The 12,447-nt window shown below is 70.6% G+C and carries 20 protein-coding genes and 1 pseudogene; 8 read left to right on the top strand and 13 right to left on the bottom strand.

Going from position 1 to position 12,447, the window contains the following annotated elements:
* Positions 1 to 101: 101 nt before the first annotated feature.
* The gene (locus ADY01_RS24320) at positions 102 to 662 is read right to left on the bottom strand and encodes a hemerythrin domain-containing protein (protein WP_049577663.1); all 561 of its coding nucleotides are present in this window, start codon (positions 660 to 662) and stop codon (positions 102 to 104) included.
* A gap of 121 nt (positions 663 to 783) precedes the next feature.
* Positions 784 to 1,338 carry a DUF4142 domain-containing protein gene (locus tag ADY01_RS24315; RefSeq protein ID WP_053171153.1) on the bottom strand — a complete coding sequence of 185 codons (555 nt, stop codon included), beginning with the start codon at positions 1,336 to 1,338 and terminating at the stop codon, positions 784 to 786.
* Positions 1,339 to 1,532: 194 nt separating this feature from the next.
* Between ADY01_RS24315 and ADY01_RS24310 the strand changes: the two genes are divergently transcribed.
* The 3 genes from ADY01_RS24310 to ADY01_RS24300 all read left to right on the top strand — a co-directional run bounded on the left by ADY01_RS24310 (position 1,533) and on the right by ADY01_RS24300 (position 3,828).
* Positions 1,533 to 2,045 carry a hypothetical protein gene (locus ADY01_RS24310; RefSeq protein WP_049577660.1) on the top strand — a complete coding sequence of 171 codons (513 nt, stop codon included), beginning with the start codon at positions 1,533 to 1,535 and terminating at the stop codon, positions 2,043 to 2,045.
* 81 nt (positions 2,046 to 2,126) lie between these two features.
* Complete coding sequence (locus tag ADY01_RS24305; RefSeq protein WP_234320386.1) at positions 2,127 to 3,221, top strand: RCC1 domain-containing protein; 1,095 nt, start codon at positions 2,127 to 2,129, stop codon at positions 3,219 to 3,221.
* A gap of 55 nt (positions 3,222 to 3,276) precedes the next feature.
* Positions 3,277 to 3,828, top strand: a complete 552-nt coding sequence (locus tag ADY01_RS24300; RefSeq protein ID WP_049577652.1) for a DinB family protein — start codon at positions 3,277 to 3,279, stop codon at positions 3,826 to 3,828.
* Here the strand turns inward: ADY01_RS24300 and ADY01_RS24295 are convergent.
* The 5 genes from ADY01_RS24295 to ADY01_RS24275 are packed head-to-tail and all read right to left on the bottom strand — an operon-like array spanning position 3,777 to position 5,754.
* Positions 3,777 to 4,193: a MerR family transcriptional regulator gene (locus ADY01_RS24295; RefSeq protein ID WP_078900558.1), complete on the bottom strand. Its 417-nt coding sequence runs from the start codon at positions 4,191 to 4,193 to the stop codon at positions 3,777 to 3,779. The two genes, ADY01_RS24300 and ADY01_RS24295, sit on opposite strands and share 52 nt — an antisense overlap.
* 10 nt (positions 4,194 to 4,203) lie before the next feature.
* Complete coding sequence (locus tag ADY01_RS24290; RefSeq protein WP_049577648.1) at positions 4,204 to 4,962, bottom strand: SDR family NAD(P)-dependent oxidoreductase; 759 nt, start codon at positions 4,960 to 4,962, stop codon at positions 4,204 to 4,206.
* Positions 4,963 to 4,997: 35 nt separating this feature from the next.
* Positions 4,998 to 5,228 (bottom strand): hypothetical protein, encoded by a 231-nt coding sequence (locus ADY01_RS24285; protein WP_049577645.1) that lies wholly within the window; start codon positions 5,226 to 5,228, stop codon positions 4,998 to 5,000.
* Positions 5,229 to 5,248: 20 nt separating this feature from the next.
* Positions 5,249 to 5,560, bottom strand: a complete 312-nt coding sequence (locus tag ADY01_RS24280) for a hypothetical protein (RefSeq protein WP_049577643.1) — start codon at positions 5,558 to 5,560, stop codon at positions 5,249 to 5,251.
* The gene (locus ADY01_RS24275; protein WP_049577678.1) at positions 5,557 to 5,754 is read right to left on the bottom strand and encodes a hypothetical protein; all 198 of its coding nucleotides are present in this window, start codon (positions 5,752 to 5,754) and stop codon (positions 5,557 to 5,559) included. Before ADY01_RS24275 ends, ADY01_RS24280 begins: the two co-directional genes overlap by 4 nt.
* Positions 5,755 to 5,868: 114 nt before the next feature.
* On the opposite strand from ADY01_RS24275, the gene ADY01_RS24270 reads away from it, so the two are divergent.
* Both ADY01_RS24270 and ADY01_RS24265 read left to right on the top strand, forming a co-directional pair.
* A complete protein-coding gene (locus ADY01_RS24270; RefSeq protein WP_049577675.1) occupies positions 5,869 to 6,702 on the top strand; it encodes a helix-turn-helix domain-containing protein in 834 nt (277 codons plus the stop codon).
* Entirely contained in the window at positions 6,699 to 6,893 is a 195-nt protein-coding gene (locus ADY01_RS24265; protein ID WP_049577640.1) for a DUF397 domain-containing protein, read from the top strand. Before ADY01_RS24270 ends, ADY01_RS24265 begins: the two co-directional genes overlap by 4 nt.
* Before the next feature lie 39 nt (positions 6,894 to 6,932).
* Here ADY01_RS24265 and ADY01_RS24260 read toward each other — a convergent pair whose 3' ends face one another.
* Positions 6,933 to 7,166: a hypothetical protein gene (locus tag ADY01_RS24260; RefSeq protein ID WP_049577638.1), complete on the bottom strand. Its 234-nt coding sequence runs from the start codon at positions 7,164 to 7,166 to the stop codon at positions 6,933 to 6,935.
* A gap of 6 nt (positions 7,167 to 7,172) precedes the next feature.
* Positions 7,173 to 7,709 (bottom strand): DUF6247 family protein, encoded by a 537-nt coding sequence (locus ADY01_RS40815; protein ID WP_049577636.1) that lies wholly within the window; start codon positions 7,707 to 7,709, stop codon positions 7,173 to 7,175.
* A 90-nt stretch (positions 7,710 to 7,799) separates the two neighbouring features.
* Here ADY01_RS40815 and ADY01_RS40810 point away from each other — a divergent pair, with 90 nt between their 5' ends.
* From ADY01_RS40810 to ADY01_RS24240, 3 genes are read left to right on the top strand one after another with little or no spacing between them, the layout of a single operon-like run.
* Complete coding sequence (locus ADY01_RS40810) at positions 7,800 to 8,165, top strand: TipAS antibiotic-recognition domain-containing protein (RefSeq protein ID WP_234320385.1); 366 nt, start codon at positions 7,800 to 7,802, stop codon at positions 8,163 to 8,165.
* An 18-nt stretch (positions 8,166 to 8,183) separates the two neighbouring features.
* Entirely contained in the window at positions 8,184 to 8,576 is a 393-nt protein-coding gene (locus tag ADY01_RS24245; protein ID WP_199826298.1) for a helix-turn-helix domain-containing protein, read from the top strand.
* A 49-nt stretch (positions 8,577 to 8,625) separates the two neighbouring features.
* Complete coding sequence (locus ADY01_RS24240; protein WP_049577633.1) at positions 8,626 to 9,036, top strand: VOC family protein; 411 nt, start codon at positions 8,626 to 8,628, stop codon at positions 9,034 to 9,036.
* A gap of 16 nt (positions 9,037 to 9,052) precedes the next feature.
* Here ADY01_RS24240 and ADY01_RS24235 read toward each other — a convergent pair whose 3' ends face one another.
* The 4 genes and pseudogenes from ADY01_RS24235 to ADY01_RS40805 form a co-directional block, all read right to left on the bottom strand.
* Positions 9,053 to 9,883 (bottom strand): carbohydrate ABC transporter permease, encoded by an 831-nt coding sequence (locus tag ADY01_RS24235; protein ID WP_199826297.1) that lies wholly within the window; start codon positions 9,881 to 9,883, stop codon positions 9,053 to 9,055.
* On the bottom strand, positions 9,880 to 10,866 hold the full coding sequence (locus tag ADY01_RS24230) for a carbohydrate ABC transporter permease (RefSeq protein ID WP_199826296.1): 987 nt from the start codon (positions 10,864 to 10,866) through the stop codon (positions 9,880 to 9,882). The genes ADY01_RS24235 and ADY01_RS24230 overlap by 4 nt, the downstream gene beginning before the upstream one ends.
* Entirely contained in the window at positions 10,866 to 12,125 is a 1,260-nt protein-coding gene (locus tag ADY01_RS24225) for an ABC transporter substrate-binding protein (protein ID WP_234320387.1), read from the bottom strand. Before ADY01_RS24225 ends, ADY01_RS24230 begins: the two co-directional genes overlap by 1 nt.
* A gap of 60 nt (positions 12,126 to 12,185) precedes the next feature.
* Positions 12,186 to 12,447: pseudogene (locus ADY01_RS40805) on the bottom strand (inorganic phosphate transporter); the annotation flags it as partial.

Raw genomic sequence — 12,447 nt, 5'->3', positions numbered from 1 at the left:
AGAAGAGACAGGGCCAGGCCCCCGCCCGCCGGTCCCCGGCCCGAGGTCAGCCGGCGGGGACCGGCGGGCGGGGGGTCGATCCCCGGCGCCCGCGGGACGCGTCAGTGGGTGCCGCGGCCCGTCAACGCGTCGCGGGCCCGGTCCACCAGGCCCACCCCCGGCGCCAGCAGCTTGTTCAGCGGCGGCGTGTCAGGGGCGGACGGGTGGGGCCGAGTCGGAGCCAGCCGCTTGGCGCGGCGGGCCTTGTCGCCCAGCTCCGCCAGGGCCTCGGGCGAACAGGACTGCCGCAGCAGGGGGAAGAGGTGGTCCTCCTCGTCCTGGAGGTGCTCGCGGATCTCGATCATCAGCGCGGTGATCAGCCGGTCGAAGAGCGGGGCCGCCGCCGAGCAGTTCTCCAGTTCCTTCATGAGGCGCTCCGCCGCCGCGTGATCCTCGATCTCCCTGTCGGCGATGCGGTCCCCCTCCGGAACGTGCTCCCGCACGGCCGGGTAGAGGTGCTGCTCCTCGGCTATCGAGTGCCGAACCAGTTCGATCGTCACCTGGTCCGCCAGCTCCTTGCGCCGGGGCTCGCCGGGGGGAAGGGATTCGATGTCGGAGAACATGCCCTCGACTTCCCGGTGGTCCGTGGTGAGTTCATGGATGATGTCTCCGCCGTGTCCCATGGCGGTCTCCTTCGACGTCTGGGCACTTGTGGGCTTGGCACCGCGTGCCCTCCCGGGTAACCGCCCGGGACCGCGGGGAAACGTCGAACTCCCCCGGCCGATGTGCGCGTTCGGTGCTCGTTCAGCCGCCCTGCTCGTCCGGATGGGCCGTGCACACGCCGCCCTCGACCATCGCCAGATGCATCTCGATCACCGGCCGCGCCGCCTCCGCCGCGGCGATGACCTCGGCGTCCTCGCCCTCGTTGATCTCCTCGTCGATCAGCGCCAGCGTCTCCTCGTGCGCCGCCTCCTCGGTGAGCAGCCACTGCTCGTCGTACTCGGCGGTGCCGGCGAGGGGTTGAAGGTCGGCGAGCGCCTTCTCCTGCTCGGGCGTCGGCTCGTCCGGCAGCGGAACCTCCAGCCGCCCCGCCAGCGCCGTGAGCGAGTCGTCCAGCCGCCGGTGGTCGATGACCAGCGTCTCGCCGACCTCCTTGACGCACTCGGTCGTCGCGTTCCGCAGGGCGTCCTGGCCCGCCTCGATCTCCGCGAGGTTGCCCTGATGAGCGGACGTGATGAATGTCTCGTCGGTCTCGGACAGCGTGCTCTGCGCCTGGGCGGCTCCGGGGGACGCTCCCCCCGAGGCGCCCGCGAGGAGGAGGGAGGCCAGTGCGGTGATGGCCGTTCGGGCTGGTGTCATGGTGCTCTCCGCTCCGGAAGAAGGGGTGTGCGGCGCGGGACGGCCGGGATGTCCCGCCCCCGACACCGTGCAGGCGTTCGACATCCGGGCGCACGTCGGATACCGCCATTGGACTGATGCGGTGGCACTCCCGGCCGGTACGCTTGCGCTCGGTTCACCTCTCCCCCACACCTGCTGCACGAGGAAGTCCATCCGTGTGCGCCGATCTCTCGCCGGTCATAGCCGCCACCTGCCAGTGGCTACTCCGTGCCTATCCCGCCGCCGACGGTCCGCTGAACGAGGTTCTCGCCGAGGTGCAGGCCCGCCAGGCCGTCACCGTCGCGGCGTGGTTGCGTTACCCCACCGCGATGGACGCGGCGCTGGTCACCATGGCCGGGCCCGGCGGCTCGGCCCACCTGGACTGGGTCGTCGGCGCGGACACCGTTCTGCCGGAGGGCGAGGAGTTCGCCTGGCGGAGCTGGGTTGACGAAACGGTCGCGAGCTGGGCGGCCTGCCTGCTGATCTCGCCCGAACTGGCGCGGCAGGCGGTCGCCGCCGTGGACGGCGGCGAGCACGAGTTCCGCCGCCTGACCTTCCCGGCCGAACGCGATCGCCAGGCCGCGGCCCTGCTGCGCCACCCGGATCTCACGGCGCCGGTCGCCGAGCTCCACCGCGACCAGCTCCTGGCCCGCCTCGACCACGACTCGGATCCGGTCGGCAGCGCCTGACACCCCCGCGCCCTCACCCGATCGGGGGAACCTCCCCCGCTCCGCGCTCCCTCCCCCTTCCGGGGGATGAGACTGAGGGCCATGACCGCTTCTTCGGGGCTCCCGGACTCCTGGAGCGAGCCCGTCCTGAGCTGGGGCGCGGGGCGCGTGGGACAGCTGGGCGACGGGACCACCGCCGACGGCCTCTCCCCCGGACCGGTGACCGGGCTGGTGCGGGGCGAGGTGGCGAAGCTGTCGGCGGGCGGCTCGTCCTCGTCCGACGCGTTCGCCCTCGCGCTGCTGAGTGACGGCACCGTGCGGTCCTGGGGCCGTGGCCGCGGCGCGGTCCCGGCGCCGGTGCCCGGCCTGACCGGCGTGGTGGACGTCGCCGCGGGCGGGGCGCACGCGCTGGCGCTCGAGGCGGCGGGGCAGGTGCTGGCGTGGGGGGACAACTCCTGGGGCCAGCTCGGCACCAACCGCACGGGCAGCTGGCGCGCCGCGCCCGAACCGGTCCTCGGCCTGGGAAGGGTGAAGGGGGTCGCGGCCGGCTGCGACTTCAGCCTGGCGCTGCTGGAGAACGGCCAGGTCTACGCGTGGGGGCGCGGCCTGCACGGGCAGTTGGGCAACGGGGGGCGGGCCACCAGCGCGACGCCCCGCCAGGTGTCGGGGCTGACCGATGTGGCGGCCGTCGCGGCGGGCTGCCAGCACGCGCTGGCGCTGACCTGGCGCGCGACGGTCAAGGCGTGGGGGTACAACCAGTACGGGCAGTTGGGGACGGGCGCGACGAGGAGCGCCACCACGCCGGTCGACGTGGTGGGGGTCGAGGACATCGCGGCGCTGGCCCCGGGCGCGCACCACACCTACGCGCTCACCTCGGAGGGCGCGGTCCTCGGGTGGGGGCACAACCAGTTCGGGCAGCTTCTCGAACTGTCCACCGCCACGCGCGCCGACCGCGCCAGGCCGGTGCGGATCGCCGCCCTCCAGGGCGCCCGCCGCCTCGCCGCCGGATCCCGCCACGGGGTCGCCGTCTTCGCCGACCGTGTGATGACCTGGGGCCACAACGCGGAGGGCCAGCTCGGCGACGGCACCACCGACCCGCGCACCAGCGGCTTCCAGGTCTCCGCCGCCCCCGCCACCCCCCCCACGCCCGCCACGCTCGCCGCCTCGCTCGGCGGCAACACCAGCTACCTGTACTGAGGCGGGGCGGTTAACCGTTGGCCGGTGGGGGTGGGGCCGGGGCAGGGTCGGGCCGGTGAGTGAGAACACCTCCCGCCGCGACCTGCTGCGCTGGCAATTCGACCTGACCTGGTCGCTTTTCGAGTACCACCTCGAACGTCTCAGGCCCGAGGACTTCCTGTGGGAGCCGGGCCCCCTGTGCTGGACCGTGCGGCCCGGCGCCGAGGGTGGCGGCTGGGTCCCGGACTGGGCGGACACCGAGCCGGATCCGATCCCGGTGCCCACGATCGGCTGGGTCAGCTGGCACATCGGCTGGTGGTGGGGCGTGACCCTCGACCACGCGCGCGGGCGTGCGCCCCGGGAGCGGACCGAGGTCACCTGGCCCGGCGACGGCGAGGCGGCCATCGCGTGGCTGCGCGGACTGCGCGAGGAGTGGCTGACCGTCCTGGACGGCCTCACCGAGGAGGAGCTGAACGCCACCGCCCCCTTCCCCTGGCCGAACGACCCGGCGCACACCGTCGCCCACATGGTGGCCTGGGTGAACGCCGAGCTGATGAAGAACGTCGCCGAGATCGGTCAGCTCCGCCTGATCGCCGACTCCCGCCGGGCCCCGTCGGCGGGCAGCTGACCGGGGCCGGGCCCGCCTTCCCCGGCCTGGGCGAGTGCCTCGGCCAGCCGGGAGCGGACGGTGTCCAGGGCGGCGATCCTCTCCTCCACGTGCGCGAGCCTGCGGGCGATGACCTCCGCGCTCGCGGGACACACGGGGCCCTCGGCGATCTCCCGGTCGAGACAGGGCAGGAAGGAGCGGATGTCGTCCGCGGTGAGGCCGATCGAGAGCAGCAGCCTGATGTTGCCCACCCGGATGACCTTCGCCGCGTCATACTCCCGGTAGCCGTTCGGCGCCCGCCGGGCGTGCAGCAGGCCCCGCTGCTCGTAGTAGCGCAGCGCCCGGACGGTGGTGCCGGCCTCGTTCGCCAGCTCTCCGATCAGCATCGCACCGTCCTCATCCCCCCGCGCCAAGACCGCCGTCGACACGGATCACCGTACCCGTGAGATAACCGGCTTCCGGGCGCACGGCGTTCACGATCCACCAGGCGATCTCGTCCGGTTCGGCCAGCCGCCGGAGCGGGATGCGGGCCAGGAGTTCATCCGCCGCCGCGGCGATCCGCTCGTCCGAGAACCCGGCGTGGTGGAGCACGGGCGTCCGCGTCACGCCGGGTGCCACGGACACCACGCGGATGCCGCGCGGGGCGAGTTCGACGGCCCACGTGTGGGTGAGGAAGTCGAGGGCGACCTTCGTGGACCCGTAGACCGAGTTGCCCGGCCAGCCGTAATAGGGCGGGTTGGAGGTGACGTTGACGACGGTGGCTCCCGGTTCCAGGTGCGGCAGGGCCCGTTGGGTGAGGAACACCGGGCCGAGCAGGTTGGTGGCGAGCTGCTCCTCGGCGACCTTCCGGTCGATCTCCCCCAGCGGCGCCGGACGCGTGATCGCGGCGTTGTTGACCAGGGCGTCGATGCGGCCGAACGCGTCGAGCGCGGCGGCCACGACGGAGCCGGGGGCGTCCGGCGCCGCGACGTCGGCCACGAACGCGCGGATGCGCGGGTGCTGTTCGGCGGCCTCGGCCAGGCGTTCCGCGGTCCGGCCGACGACGAGGACGTCGGCGCCGGCGGCGGCGAACCGCCGGGCCGTGGCACGGCCGATCCCGGTGCCACCCCCGGTGAGGAGAACCGCCCGGCCGTCGAGGGTGTGCGTCTCTTCCATGGCCCGGACGCTAGGCCTTGACCCTGGCGTCAGGGTCAAGCCTCCGGTCGGCCGCGCCTTCGGGGGTCGACCCGGCGGCTGGCCCACAGGACCGTGGTCCGGCGGAGGGTGAACGACTCCCCCGAGGTGAACTCCACCCGCTTCCCGCCGCCGTGGGTCGCCACCATGTCGCCGACGACGAATACCTGGCTGCCGATCATCACCTGGTCCCCCCGCCGGATCGTCGCGGCGTCGACCTCCACGGAGACGACGACCCCGGCGCTCATCGGGCGGACGGGCGGGCGGTTCAACGGCCCTCGCCCCCGACGCGCGCGAAGAGTTGCAGCAAGCTGCACAGGCTCCGTTTCAACGTGCAGACGTAGTAGGTCAGTTCATCGGGCGTGGCGAGCGGCAGGACGACGGACTCGACGGCGGCGAGGTTCTGCCGGGCGACGATCACCACGGCCCGTTCGAGCCCGGCCCGCGTCGGCCGCCCGGCCGTCACGCATCCCGGGCAGAGCCCGGTGTAGGGCTCGCCGGGCACGAACGGCCCGAACTCCCCCGGTTCCGCGCAGAGTCGGCAGTAACGCCGCGTCGCGAGGAGCGTCCGCTCGCTCACCGGGCCTCCACGGTCAATGCCTCGATCAACGCCCGCGCCGTCGCGAGATTGCACCGCCCCAGCTCCACCAACGGCCGTTCCGGCAGCATCGCGTCAACGCCGAGCGACGGCAGCACGACGCTGCGCTCCGCCAAAGCCGCACGGAGCTGGTGGACGAGTTCGTACGCGTCGTTTACGGCGATTTGCGTTGTCATCACGTGGCCTTCCGAAGTTGCTCGCTTACTGGTTGTATAGCCATCGTTACGTGGCGGGAACACTCCTTGACAGAGAGGAGTCGTCCCTATCGACAAGCAGGGATGAGGTGGCCCATGAAGTTCGAGCCCAGCGAGCTGACTCCCGACCGGTCAGCACGGCACTTCTACGGCGCTGATCTGCGGCGTCTCCGCACCAAGGCCAAGATGTCCCTGGTGCAACTGGCCGGTGAAGTGCCATGCAGCAAGAGCCAGTTGGGAAGGATCGAAACTGCCGAATCAATGCCGCCACCGGGGCTGTCGGAGGAGTTCGACCGCGTCTTCAAGACAGACGGCCACTTCGCCCGGTTGTATGGCCTCGTCAGCAAGGAGATCCATCCGGAGCAGTACCGACGCTCCCTGGAACTCGAATCGCGCTCCAGCATCATCAGGGAGTACGCAGGGCCGCTCGTACCTGGTCTTCTCCAGACTCCGCGCTACGCCGAGGCGCTGTTCCGTGCACACAACAGCCGCGCCAGCGACGAGGAGGTACAGGAGAAGGTTGACGCCCGAGTCCTCCGGCAGCGGCTCTTGCAACCGGATTCCCGGCTCGACTACTGCGCGATCGTCGATGAGGCAGCCCTGAGGCGTCCCATGGGCGGACCGCAGGTGATGCGCGAACAGTTGCATACTCTCCTGGACGCGGTCAGCACGCCTTCCACGGTGGTGCAAGTGATGCCGTTCGCGCACGGACCCCATGGGCTGTTGGGGACCGGCATGTTGACCCTGATGACGCTGGACGACGGCAAGACTTACGCCTACGAGGAGGGCATCTCCACCGGGACGCTGATGGAGGATATTGAACGTGTCAACACCCGTGCACGCGCATACGATCGGCTCAGGTCGCATGCTCTGCCACCCGCGGAGTCGGCCACGTTCATCAAATCTGTCATGGAGGCGCTGCCAAAATGAGCGAGATTCGCGAGTGGGTCAAGTCCAGCTACAGCAATGGTGATGGCGGCCACTGTGTCGAATGGGCCCCGGCGGTGGCCGCCACCACGGGGACCGTTCCCATCCGGGACTCGAAGCTCACGGACGGGCCGGAGTTGGCCGTCCCAGCCCGATCCTGGGACGCGTTCCTCGCCCACATCAAGCCGTCCTGAACTCGGGCAATCGCGCCAAGGGGCGCGGGCAGCGCCGACTCAGACCACGGTGATCCGGAGCACAGTGACCGTGATGATGTGGTCGGAGATCAGATACATGATCTGGCTGCCCGGCCCGAAGTCGCGCCACCAGACGCCGTCGCGCCCCTTCCGGGCCGCCTTGTACGGGTCGGCGCGCATCTCCTTGAGGATTCTCTCCAGCGCTGTGCGGGCTTCCGGGGGGAGCCCGGCCCGCTGGCGTTTGGCCACATCGACGTAGCGGATCGAGTACACGCTGTATTACTCCCCGTCGTCGCTGATCAGCATGCTGGTGTCGCCGGACTCGATGCGTCGGACCAAGTCCGCGTCGATGGCCAGGTGTTCCGGATTGGCGTTGCGGCATGCGGGCGTCCACCAGGCGTGGACGACGTGGAGGAGGTGCCGGTGGTCGTACGTCTGCTCCGCAAGGTCGGCGGCGCCCGCGAAGTCCAGCTCGAACTTCGCCCGTTCATCCGCATCGAGAGCCGTGTAGACGGCGGGTCCTGTCCGGTCCACCCAGCGAGTGGGGTCCTGCTGAGGCGGGTGGGGGCGCCGGGTGATGGTGGCGTCCCGGCGGGAGCGGTGACACTCGGCATCCGCCGCGTCCGCCGCTCCTCCGGCTACCAGCCACCACGTGCGGACGACCTCCGCCAAGGGCTCCACCTCGTAGGTGCGCCGGACGCCCACGAGCGCGAAGGTGAAGTCGCCGACGAACGCGCCTCGTTGATCAGCCCCGAGGGCTCCGAAGGCCCAGCGTCCGTCGACGCGGCTGAGTTCATCGAGATTCTTCTCCAGCATGCTCGGTCTCCTCGCTCTGCCCGCGTTGGCTCGGTTCCCCATGCTGCCGGATCGGGCCGGGGTCGGCTGCCGACAGGCGGACCCGCACCGGTGTTCCACCTGATCCAGTGGAAGTACGCCGAACGTGCCGCGGAGAGGACACCGGAGGACTGGAAGAGGGTCGCGGCGCGGACCGACGCGCTGATCGCCGACCTCGGCGCCGCCATGCGTGCCGGCCTCGCGCCGGGCTCCGAGGAGGCGAACGCCCTCGCGGAGCGGCACCGCGCGCTGATGTCGGGATATTTCGACTGCACGCACGCGATGCAGGTCTGCCTCGGCCGGATGTTCGTCGACGAGGCCGGGTGGGCCGAGTACTACGACGCGGTCGAGCCGGGTCTGACCGTCTGGCTGCGCGATGTGATCTTCGCGAACGCCGAGGTCCACGGCGTGGACCCGGAATCCGCGAGGTGGGAGTGAGCGTGGTGTGATGGCACCGTGAGCCGCGCCGCCGAGGAGTCCAACCGCCGCATGCTCCGGGCCAGGGACGCCATGGACCACTCCTACGCGCAGCCGCTGGACGTCCCGGCCCTGGCCCGGATCGCCCATGTGTCCCCGGCGCACTTCACGCGCACGTTCCGGGCCACGTTCGGCGAGACGCCGCACCGCTACCTCCAGCGCCGCCGGGTCGAGCGGGCGATGTACCTGCTGCGGGAGACCGACCGGAGCGTGACGGACATCTGCTTCGACGTCGGCTTCGGCAGCCTGGGCACGTTCAGCCGGACGTTCACCGGCATCGTCGGCCGGTCGCCGAGGGTGTACCGCGGGGAAGCCGTGGCCACGGGTGTGCCGACCTGCTTCACGAAGGCGTGGACGCGGCCACATACCTGAGCAGTTTCGGATAAGTTTTCGTCCGTTCTCGCCCGGTAGCGTGACGCACATGTTCAACGCGATCACACACTCACAGATATACGTTCTCGACCAGGACGAGGCCCTCGACTTCTATGTCGGCAAGCTCGGTCTGGAGATCAGCGCGGATGTCGACCTGGGCTTCATGCGCTGGCTGACCGTGAGCGTCCCCGGCGACCCGGGGCGGCACATCCTGCTGGAGCGGCCGGGCCCGCCGGCGCTGTCCGAGGAGACGGCGCAGCAGGTCCGCGAGATGGTGACCAAGGGCGCGACGGGCGGCACGCTCATCTTCAGCACCGACGACTGCCGGAAGACGTACGAGACGCTGCGGGCCCGGGGGGTCGAGTTCGTCGACGGGCCCACGGATCAGTCCTACGGGATCGACTGCGGCCTCCGCGACCCCTTCGGCAACCACGTCCGCTTCACCCAGCCGAAGGGCTGAGGACCGGTTCCGGCGTTCACCCCTTGAGGCCGGTGAGGGTGATCCCCTCCAGGATGTGCCGCTGCGCGAGGAAGAAGACCGCGATGATCGGGGCGATCACCACCGTGGACGCCGCCATCAGGTAGCCCCACTGGGCGGAGTAGACGCCCTGGAACGACGCCAGGCCGAGTGCCAGCGTGAAGCGGTTGGTGTCGGCGAGGTAGATCAGCGGGTTGAGGAAGTCGTTCCACACGCCGATGAAGGTGAAGATGCCGACGACGATCAGCACCGGCTTGGACAGCGGCAGCACGATCCGCCAGAAGACGGTGAACGGGCTCGCGCCGTCCATGTAGGCGGCGTCGTCCAGTTCGCGGGGGATCGTCAGGAAGAACTGCCGCATGAGGAAGATGCTGCCGATCTGGCCGACGCCGAACCACGCGGGGAGCGTCAGCGGCACATAGGTGCCGACCAGGCCGAGGTGCTGCCAGCCGATGAAGGTCGGCACCAGCGTCACCGCGTACGGCAGCATCAACGCGCTGAGGAGCACGGCGAAGACCGGGTTCCGGCCGCGCCAGCGCAGGCGGGCGAAGGCGAACGCGGAGAGCGCGCCGACGAGCAGCACGCCCGGGACGACGACGGCCTCGATGGTGAGGGTGTTGAGGAAGTAGCGGCCGAAGGGGCGGGCCGTCAGCGAGTCGGAGAAGTTGTGCCAGGCGAAGGGGTCGGGGAGCCACTCGGGCGGCGAGACGAAGATCTGGCCGTCCTCCATGAGGGCGCTGCGGACCAGCCAGAGGAACGGGAAGAGGGTGATGACGGCGCCCGCCGCCACCACCAGGTGGAGCAGCGCACGGCTGAGGGTCGTTCTCAACGCGCCTCCCCCGACTCGTAGTAGACCCATCGGCGTGCCGAGCGGAACACCAGGGAGGTGGCGACCAGGACCAGGAGGAAGAGAATCCAGGCCAGGGCGCTCGCGTAGCCGAGGCGGCCCTCGGTGAACGCGGTGCGGTAGAGGTAGAAGTTGTAGAAGAGCGTGGCGTTGTCGGGGCCGCCGCTGGTCATGACATACGCCTCGTTGAACACCTGGAAGGTCGCGATGAGGCCCATCACCAGGTTGTAGAAGATGGTGGGCGTCATCATGGGGACGGTGACATAGCGGAACTTGGCCCAGGGGCCGCCGCCGTCGGTCTCGATGGCCTCGTAGAGGTGGCGCGGCACGCCCTGGAGCCCGGCGAGGAAGATGACGGCGGCGTTGCCGAAGCCCCAGGCGGCCATGATGGCCAGGGAGGGGACGGCGGAGGACGAGTCGTAGATCCACTGGGAGGTGGGGAGGCCGATGCCGCGCAACACCTGGTTGAGCAGGCCGAATTCAGGGTTGTAGATCCACGTCCACAGCACCGCCCCGGCCACGCTGGGGACGAGGACCGGCAGGTAGTAGAGGACGCGGAAGAGGCCGCGGCCCCTGATGTCGCGGTTGAGCAGCAGGGCGACGACGAACCCGGCGACCAGCGTCAGGGGGACGGCCAGCATCGTGTAATAGAGGGTGACGCGCAGCGACTTGGTGAACAGGTCGTCCTCGCCGAACATGCGCTGGTAGTTGTCGAGCCCGACCCAGCTGGTCTTTCCGCCGATGGTCCAGTCGGTGAGGCTGATGACGAACGAGGCCAGCATCGGCCCGGCGGTGAAGAGGAGGAAGCCGGCGACGACGGGCAGGGCGAACAGCATGCCCCAGCGCTGTTCCATGCGGGCGAGGCCGCTCCTGGCCTTCGCCGGGGTGCGCGAGGCGGTGTTCGCCGGGGTGTTCGCCGGGGTGTTCGCCGGGGTGTTCGCCCGGGTGTCAGCGGTGGCCGCCATCACGCCCTCCGCACGTCGGGGTAGACGCCGGTGAGGAACGGCGTGACGCGTTCGGCCACGCCGCGCAGGTGGCGGGCGATCTCGTCGCGACCGCGGACGTTGCCCAGCCAGATGCCGTCGAGGCCGGGCGCGAGGCGGGAGAAGACGGTGGCGCTCTCCTTGATGCGGTAGTGCGGCTCCTGCACGGAGTGGTTGAGCAGCGGTTCGACCACGCTCTCCACGAAGTTGGGCGGGTGGATGTCGGTCTTGCACCAGCTGTCGAGGAGGGCGGGGTCGGTGTAGTAGGAGCGCTGCATCGGCATCCACAACCCCTGCTCGTACAGCGGGCATTGGGCGGGGTCGGCCATCTGGAGGTAGAACTCGACGGCCTGCTCGGCGTGTTCGGTGCGGTTGAAGACGCAGGTGGCGCCCGAGGTGACGCAGGTGAGCGGCTCGTCGCCGAACCTGGGCATCACGCCGACGCCGTAGGGGAATCCGGCCGCGGCCAGGTCGAGGAGGTTCCAGTAGCCGTCGAGCGACATGGCGACGCGGCGGGACTGGAGCATCAGCGCCAGGCCGGAGTTGAACGAGGTGAGCTGGGTGGGGCTGGGGGCCACGCGGTGGTCGTAGATCAGCTCGGAGATGGCCGTGAACACGTCGACCGCGGCGTCCGAGTCGACCACGCAGCGGGTGCCGTCCTCGTTGAACAGGTCGGCGCCGTTGCCGCGCAGCAGGGCGTAGAAGGCGACGGACGGCCAGGTCGGGGCGACCATGCCGTACTGGCGGACCTGGGAGGTGTCGAAGCCCGACTCGCCGGGGCGGCGGCCCTGTTCGTCCAGGGTGAGGCGCTCGGCCACGTCGACCAGGGCGTCCCAGGACCAGGCGTCCTCGGAGCGGGAGGGCGGCGCGGGGAGGCCCTCCTCGTCGAATATCTCGGTGTTGTACCAGACGTTCATGACCTCGATGGCGGTGTGGAAGACCGCGCCCTCGTCGTTCCAGTAGTGGATCGCCTCGGGGAGGAAGTCGTCGAGCTGGCCGAACCGGTCGCGGTGGTCGAGGAAGTTGGCCAGCAGGCCGCCCGCGCCCAGGCGCATGGAGATGGAGGCGGGGACATAGCTGATGTCCGGCTCCTGGCGGGCGGCGATCAGGGTGTTGATCTTGGTCTCGAAGGTGGTGAAGCTGACCAGTTCGGTGTCGACGTCGAGGTGGCCGGGCTCACCGGAGAACTGCTCGCTGACGGCGCTGACGCCGGCGTCCTCGTGCGTGGAGCCCCAGAACATGAATCTCAGCCGGTCGGAGCGGTCGGCGGGCAGGAAGCCGCACGAGGAGAGCGCCGGGGCCACGGGCGCGGCGAGCGCGGCGCCGCCCAGGCCGCCGACCAGCGCGTTCGAGGAGGACGCCGGCAGGCCGTACCACCAGCCCACCAGGTTCCAGGTGATGGCGCCGACGAGGGCGAAAAAGAGAATGATCAGCGCGCCCCCGCCGGTCGGCGCGTCGATCAGCCCCTCGGCGACGGTCTCGGCGACCCCCTGCCCGAGGAACGCGCCGGCCAGGTTCATGAACGCGGCCATGGCGACCGCGATCCTGGGCGTCAGCGCCCGG

Source organism: Streptomyces sp. SBT349 (assembly GCF_001083795.1).
Lineage (GTDB): Bacteria > Actinomycetota > Actinomycetes > Streptomycetales > Streptomycetaceae > Streptomyces.
The sequence above is the reverse complement of the archived record's forward strand: the minus strand, read 5'-3'. Positions and strand labels throughout refer to the sequence as shown.

What these genes read in the sequence shown, in the direction of transcription:
- ADY01_RS24320 (WP_049577663.1), bottom strand. Translation starts at nt 662, where the DNA reads ATGGGACACGGCGGAGACATCATCCATGAACTCACCACGGACCACCGG.
- ADY01_RS24315 (WP_053171153.1), bottom strand. Translation starts at nt 1,338, where the DNA reads ATGACACCAGCCCGAACGGCCATCACCGCACTGGCCTCCCTCCTCCTC.
- ADY01_RS24305 (WP_234320386.1), top strand. Translation starts at nt 2,127, where the DNA reads ATGACCGCTTCTTCGGGGCTCCCGGACTCCTGGAGCGAGCCCGTCCTG.
- ADY01_RS24295 (WP_078900558.1), bottom strand. Translation starts at nt 4,193, where the DNA reads ATGCTGATCGGAGAGCTGGCGAACGAGGCCGGCACCACCGTCCGGGCG.
- ADY01_RS24290 (WP_049577648.1), bottom strand. Translation starts at nt 4,962, where the DNA reads ATGGAAGAGACGCACACCCTCGACGGCCGGGCGGTTCTCCTCACCGGG.
- ADY01_RS24285 (WP_049577645.1), bottom strand. Translation starts at nt 5,228, where the DNA reads ATGAGCGCCGGGGTCGTCGTCTCCGTGGAGGTCGACGCCGCGACGATC.
- ADY01_RS24275 (WP_049577678.1), bottom strand. Translation starts at nt 5,754, where the DNA reads ATGACAACGCAAATCGCCGTAAACGACGCGTACGAACTCGTCCACCAG.
- ADY01_RS24270 (WP_049577675.1), top strand. Translation starts at nt 5,869, where the DNA reads ATGAAGTTCGAGCCCAGCGAGCTGACTCCCGACCGGTCAGCACGGCAC.
- ADY01_RS24265 (WP_049577640.1), top strand. Translation starts at nt 6,699, where the DNA reads ATGAGCGAGATTCGCGAGTGGGTCAAGTCCAGCTACAGCAATGGTGAT.
- ADY01_RS40815 (WP_049577636.1), bottom strand. Translation starts at nt 7,709, where the DNA reads ATGCTGGAGAAGAATCTCGATGAACTCAGCCGCGTCGACGGACGCTGG.
- ADY01_RS24240 (WP_049577633.1), top strand. Translation starts at nt 8,626, where the DNA reads ATGTTCAACGCGATCACACACTCACAGATATACGTTCTCGACCAGGAC.
- ADY01_RS24230 (WP_199826296.1), bottom strand. Translation starts at nt 10,866, where the DNA reads ATGGCGGCCACCGCTGACACCCGGGCGAACACCCCGGCGAACACCCCG.
- ADY01_RS24225 (WP_234320387.1), bottom strand. Translation starts at nt 12,125, where the DNA reads ATGTTCTGGGGCTCCACGCACGAGGACGCCGGCGTCAGCGCCGTCAGC.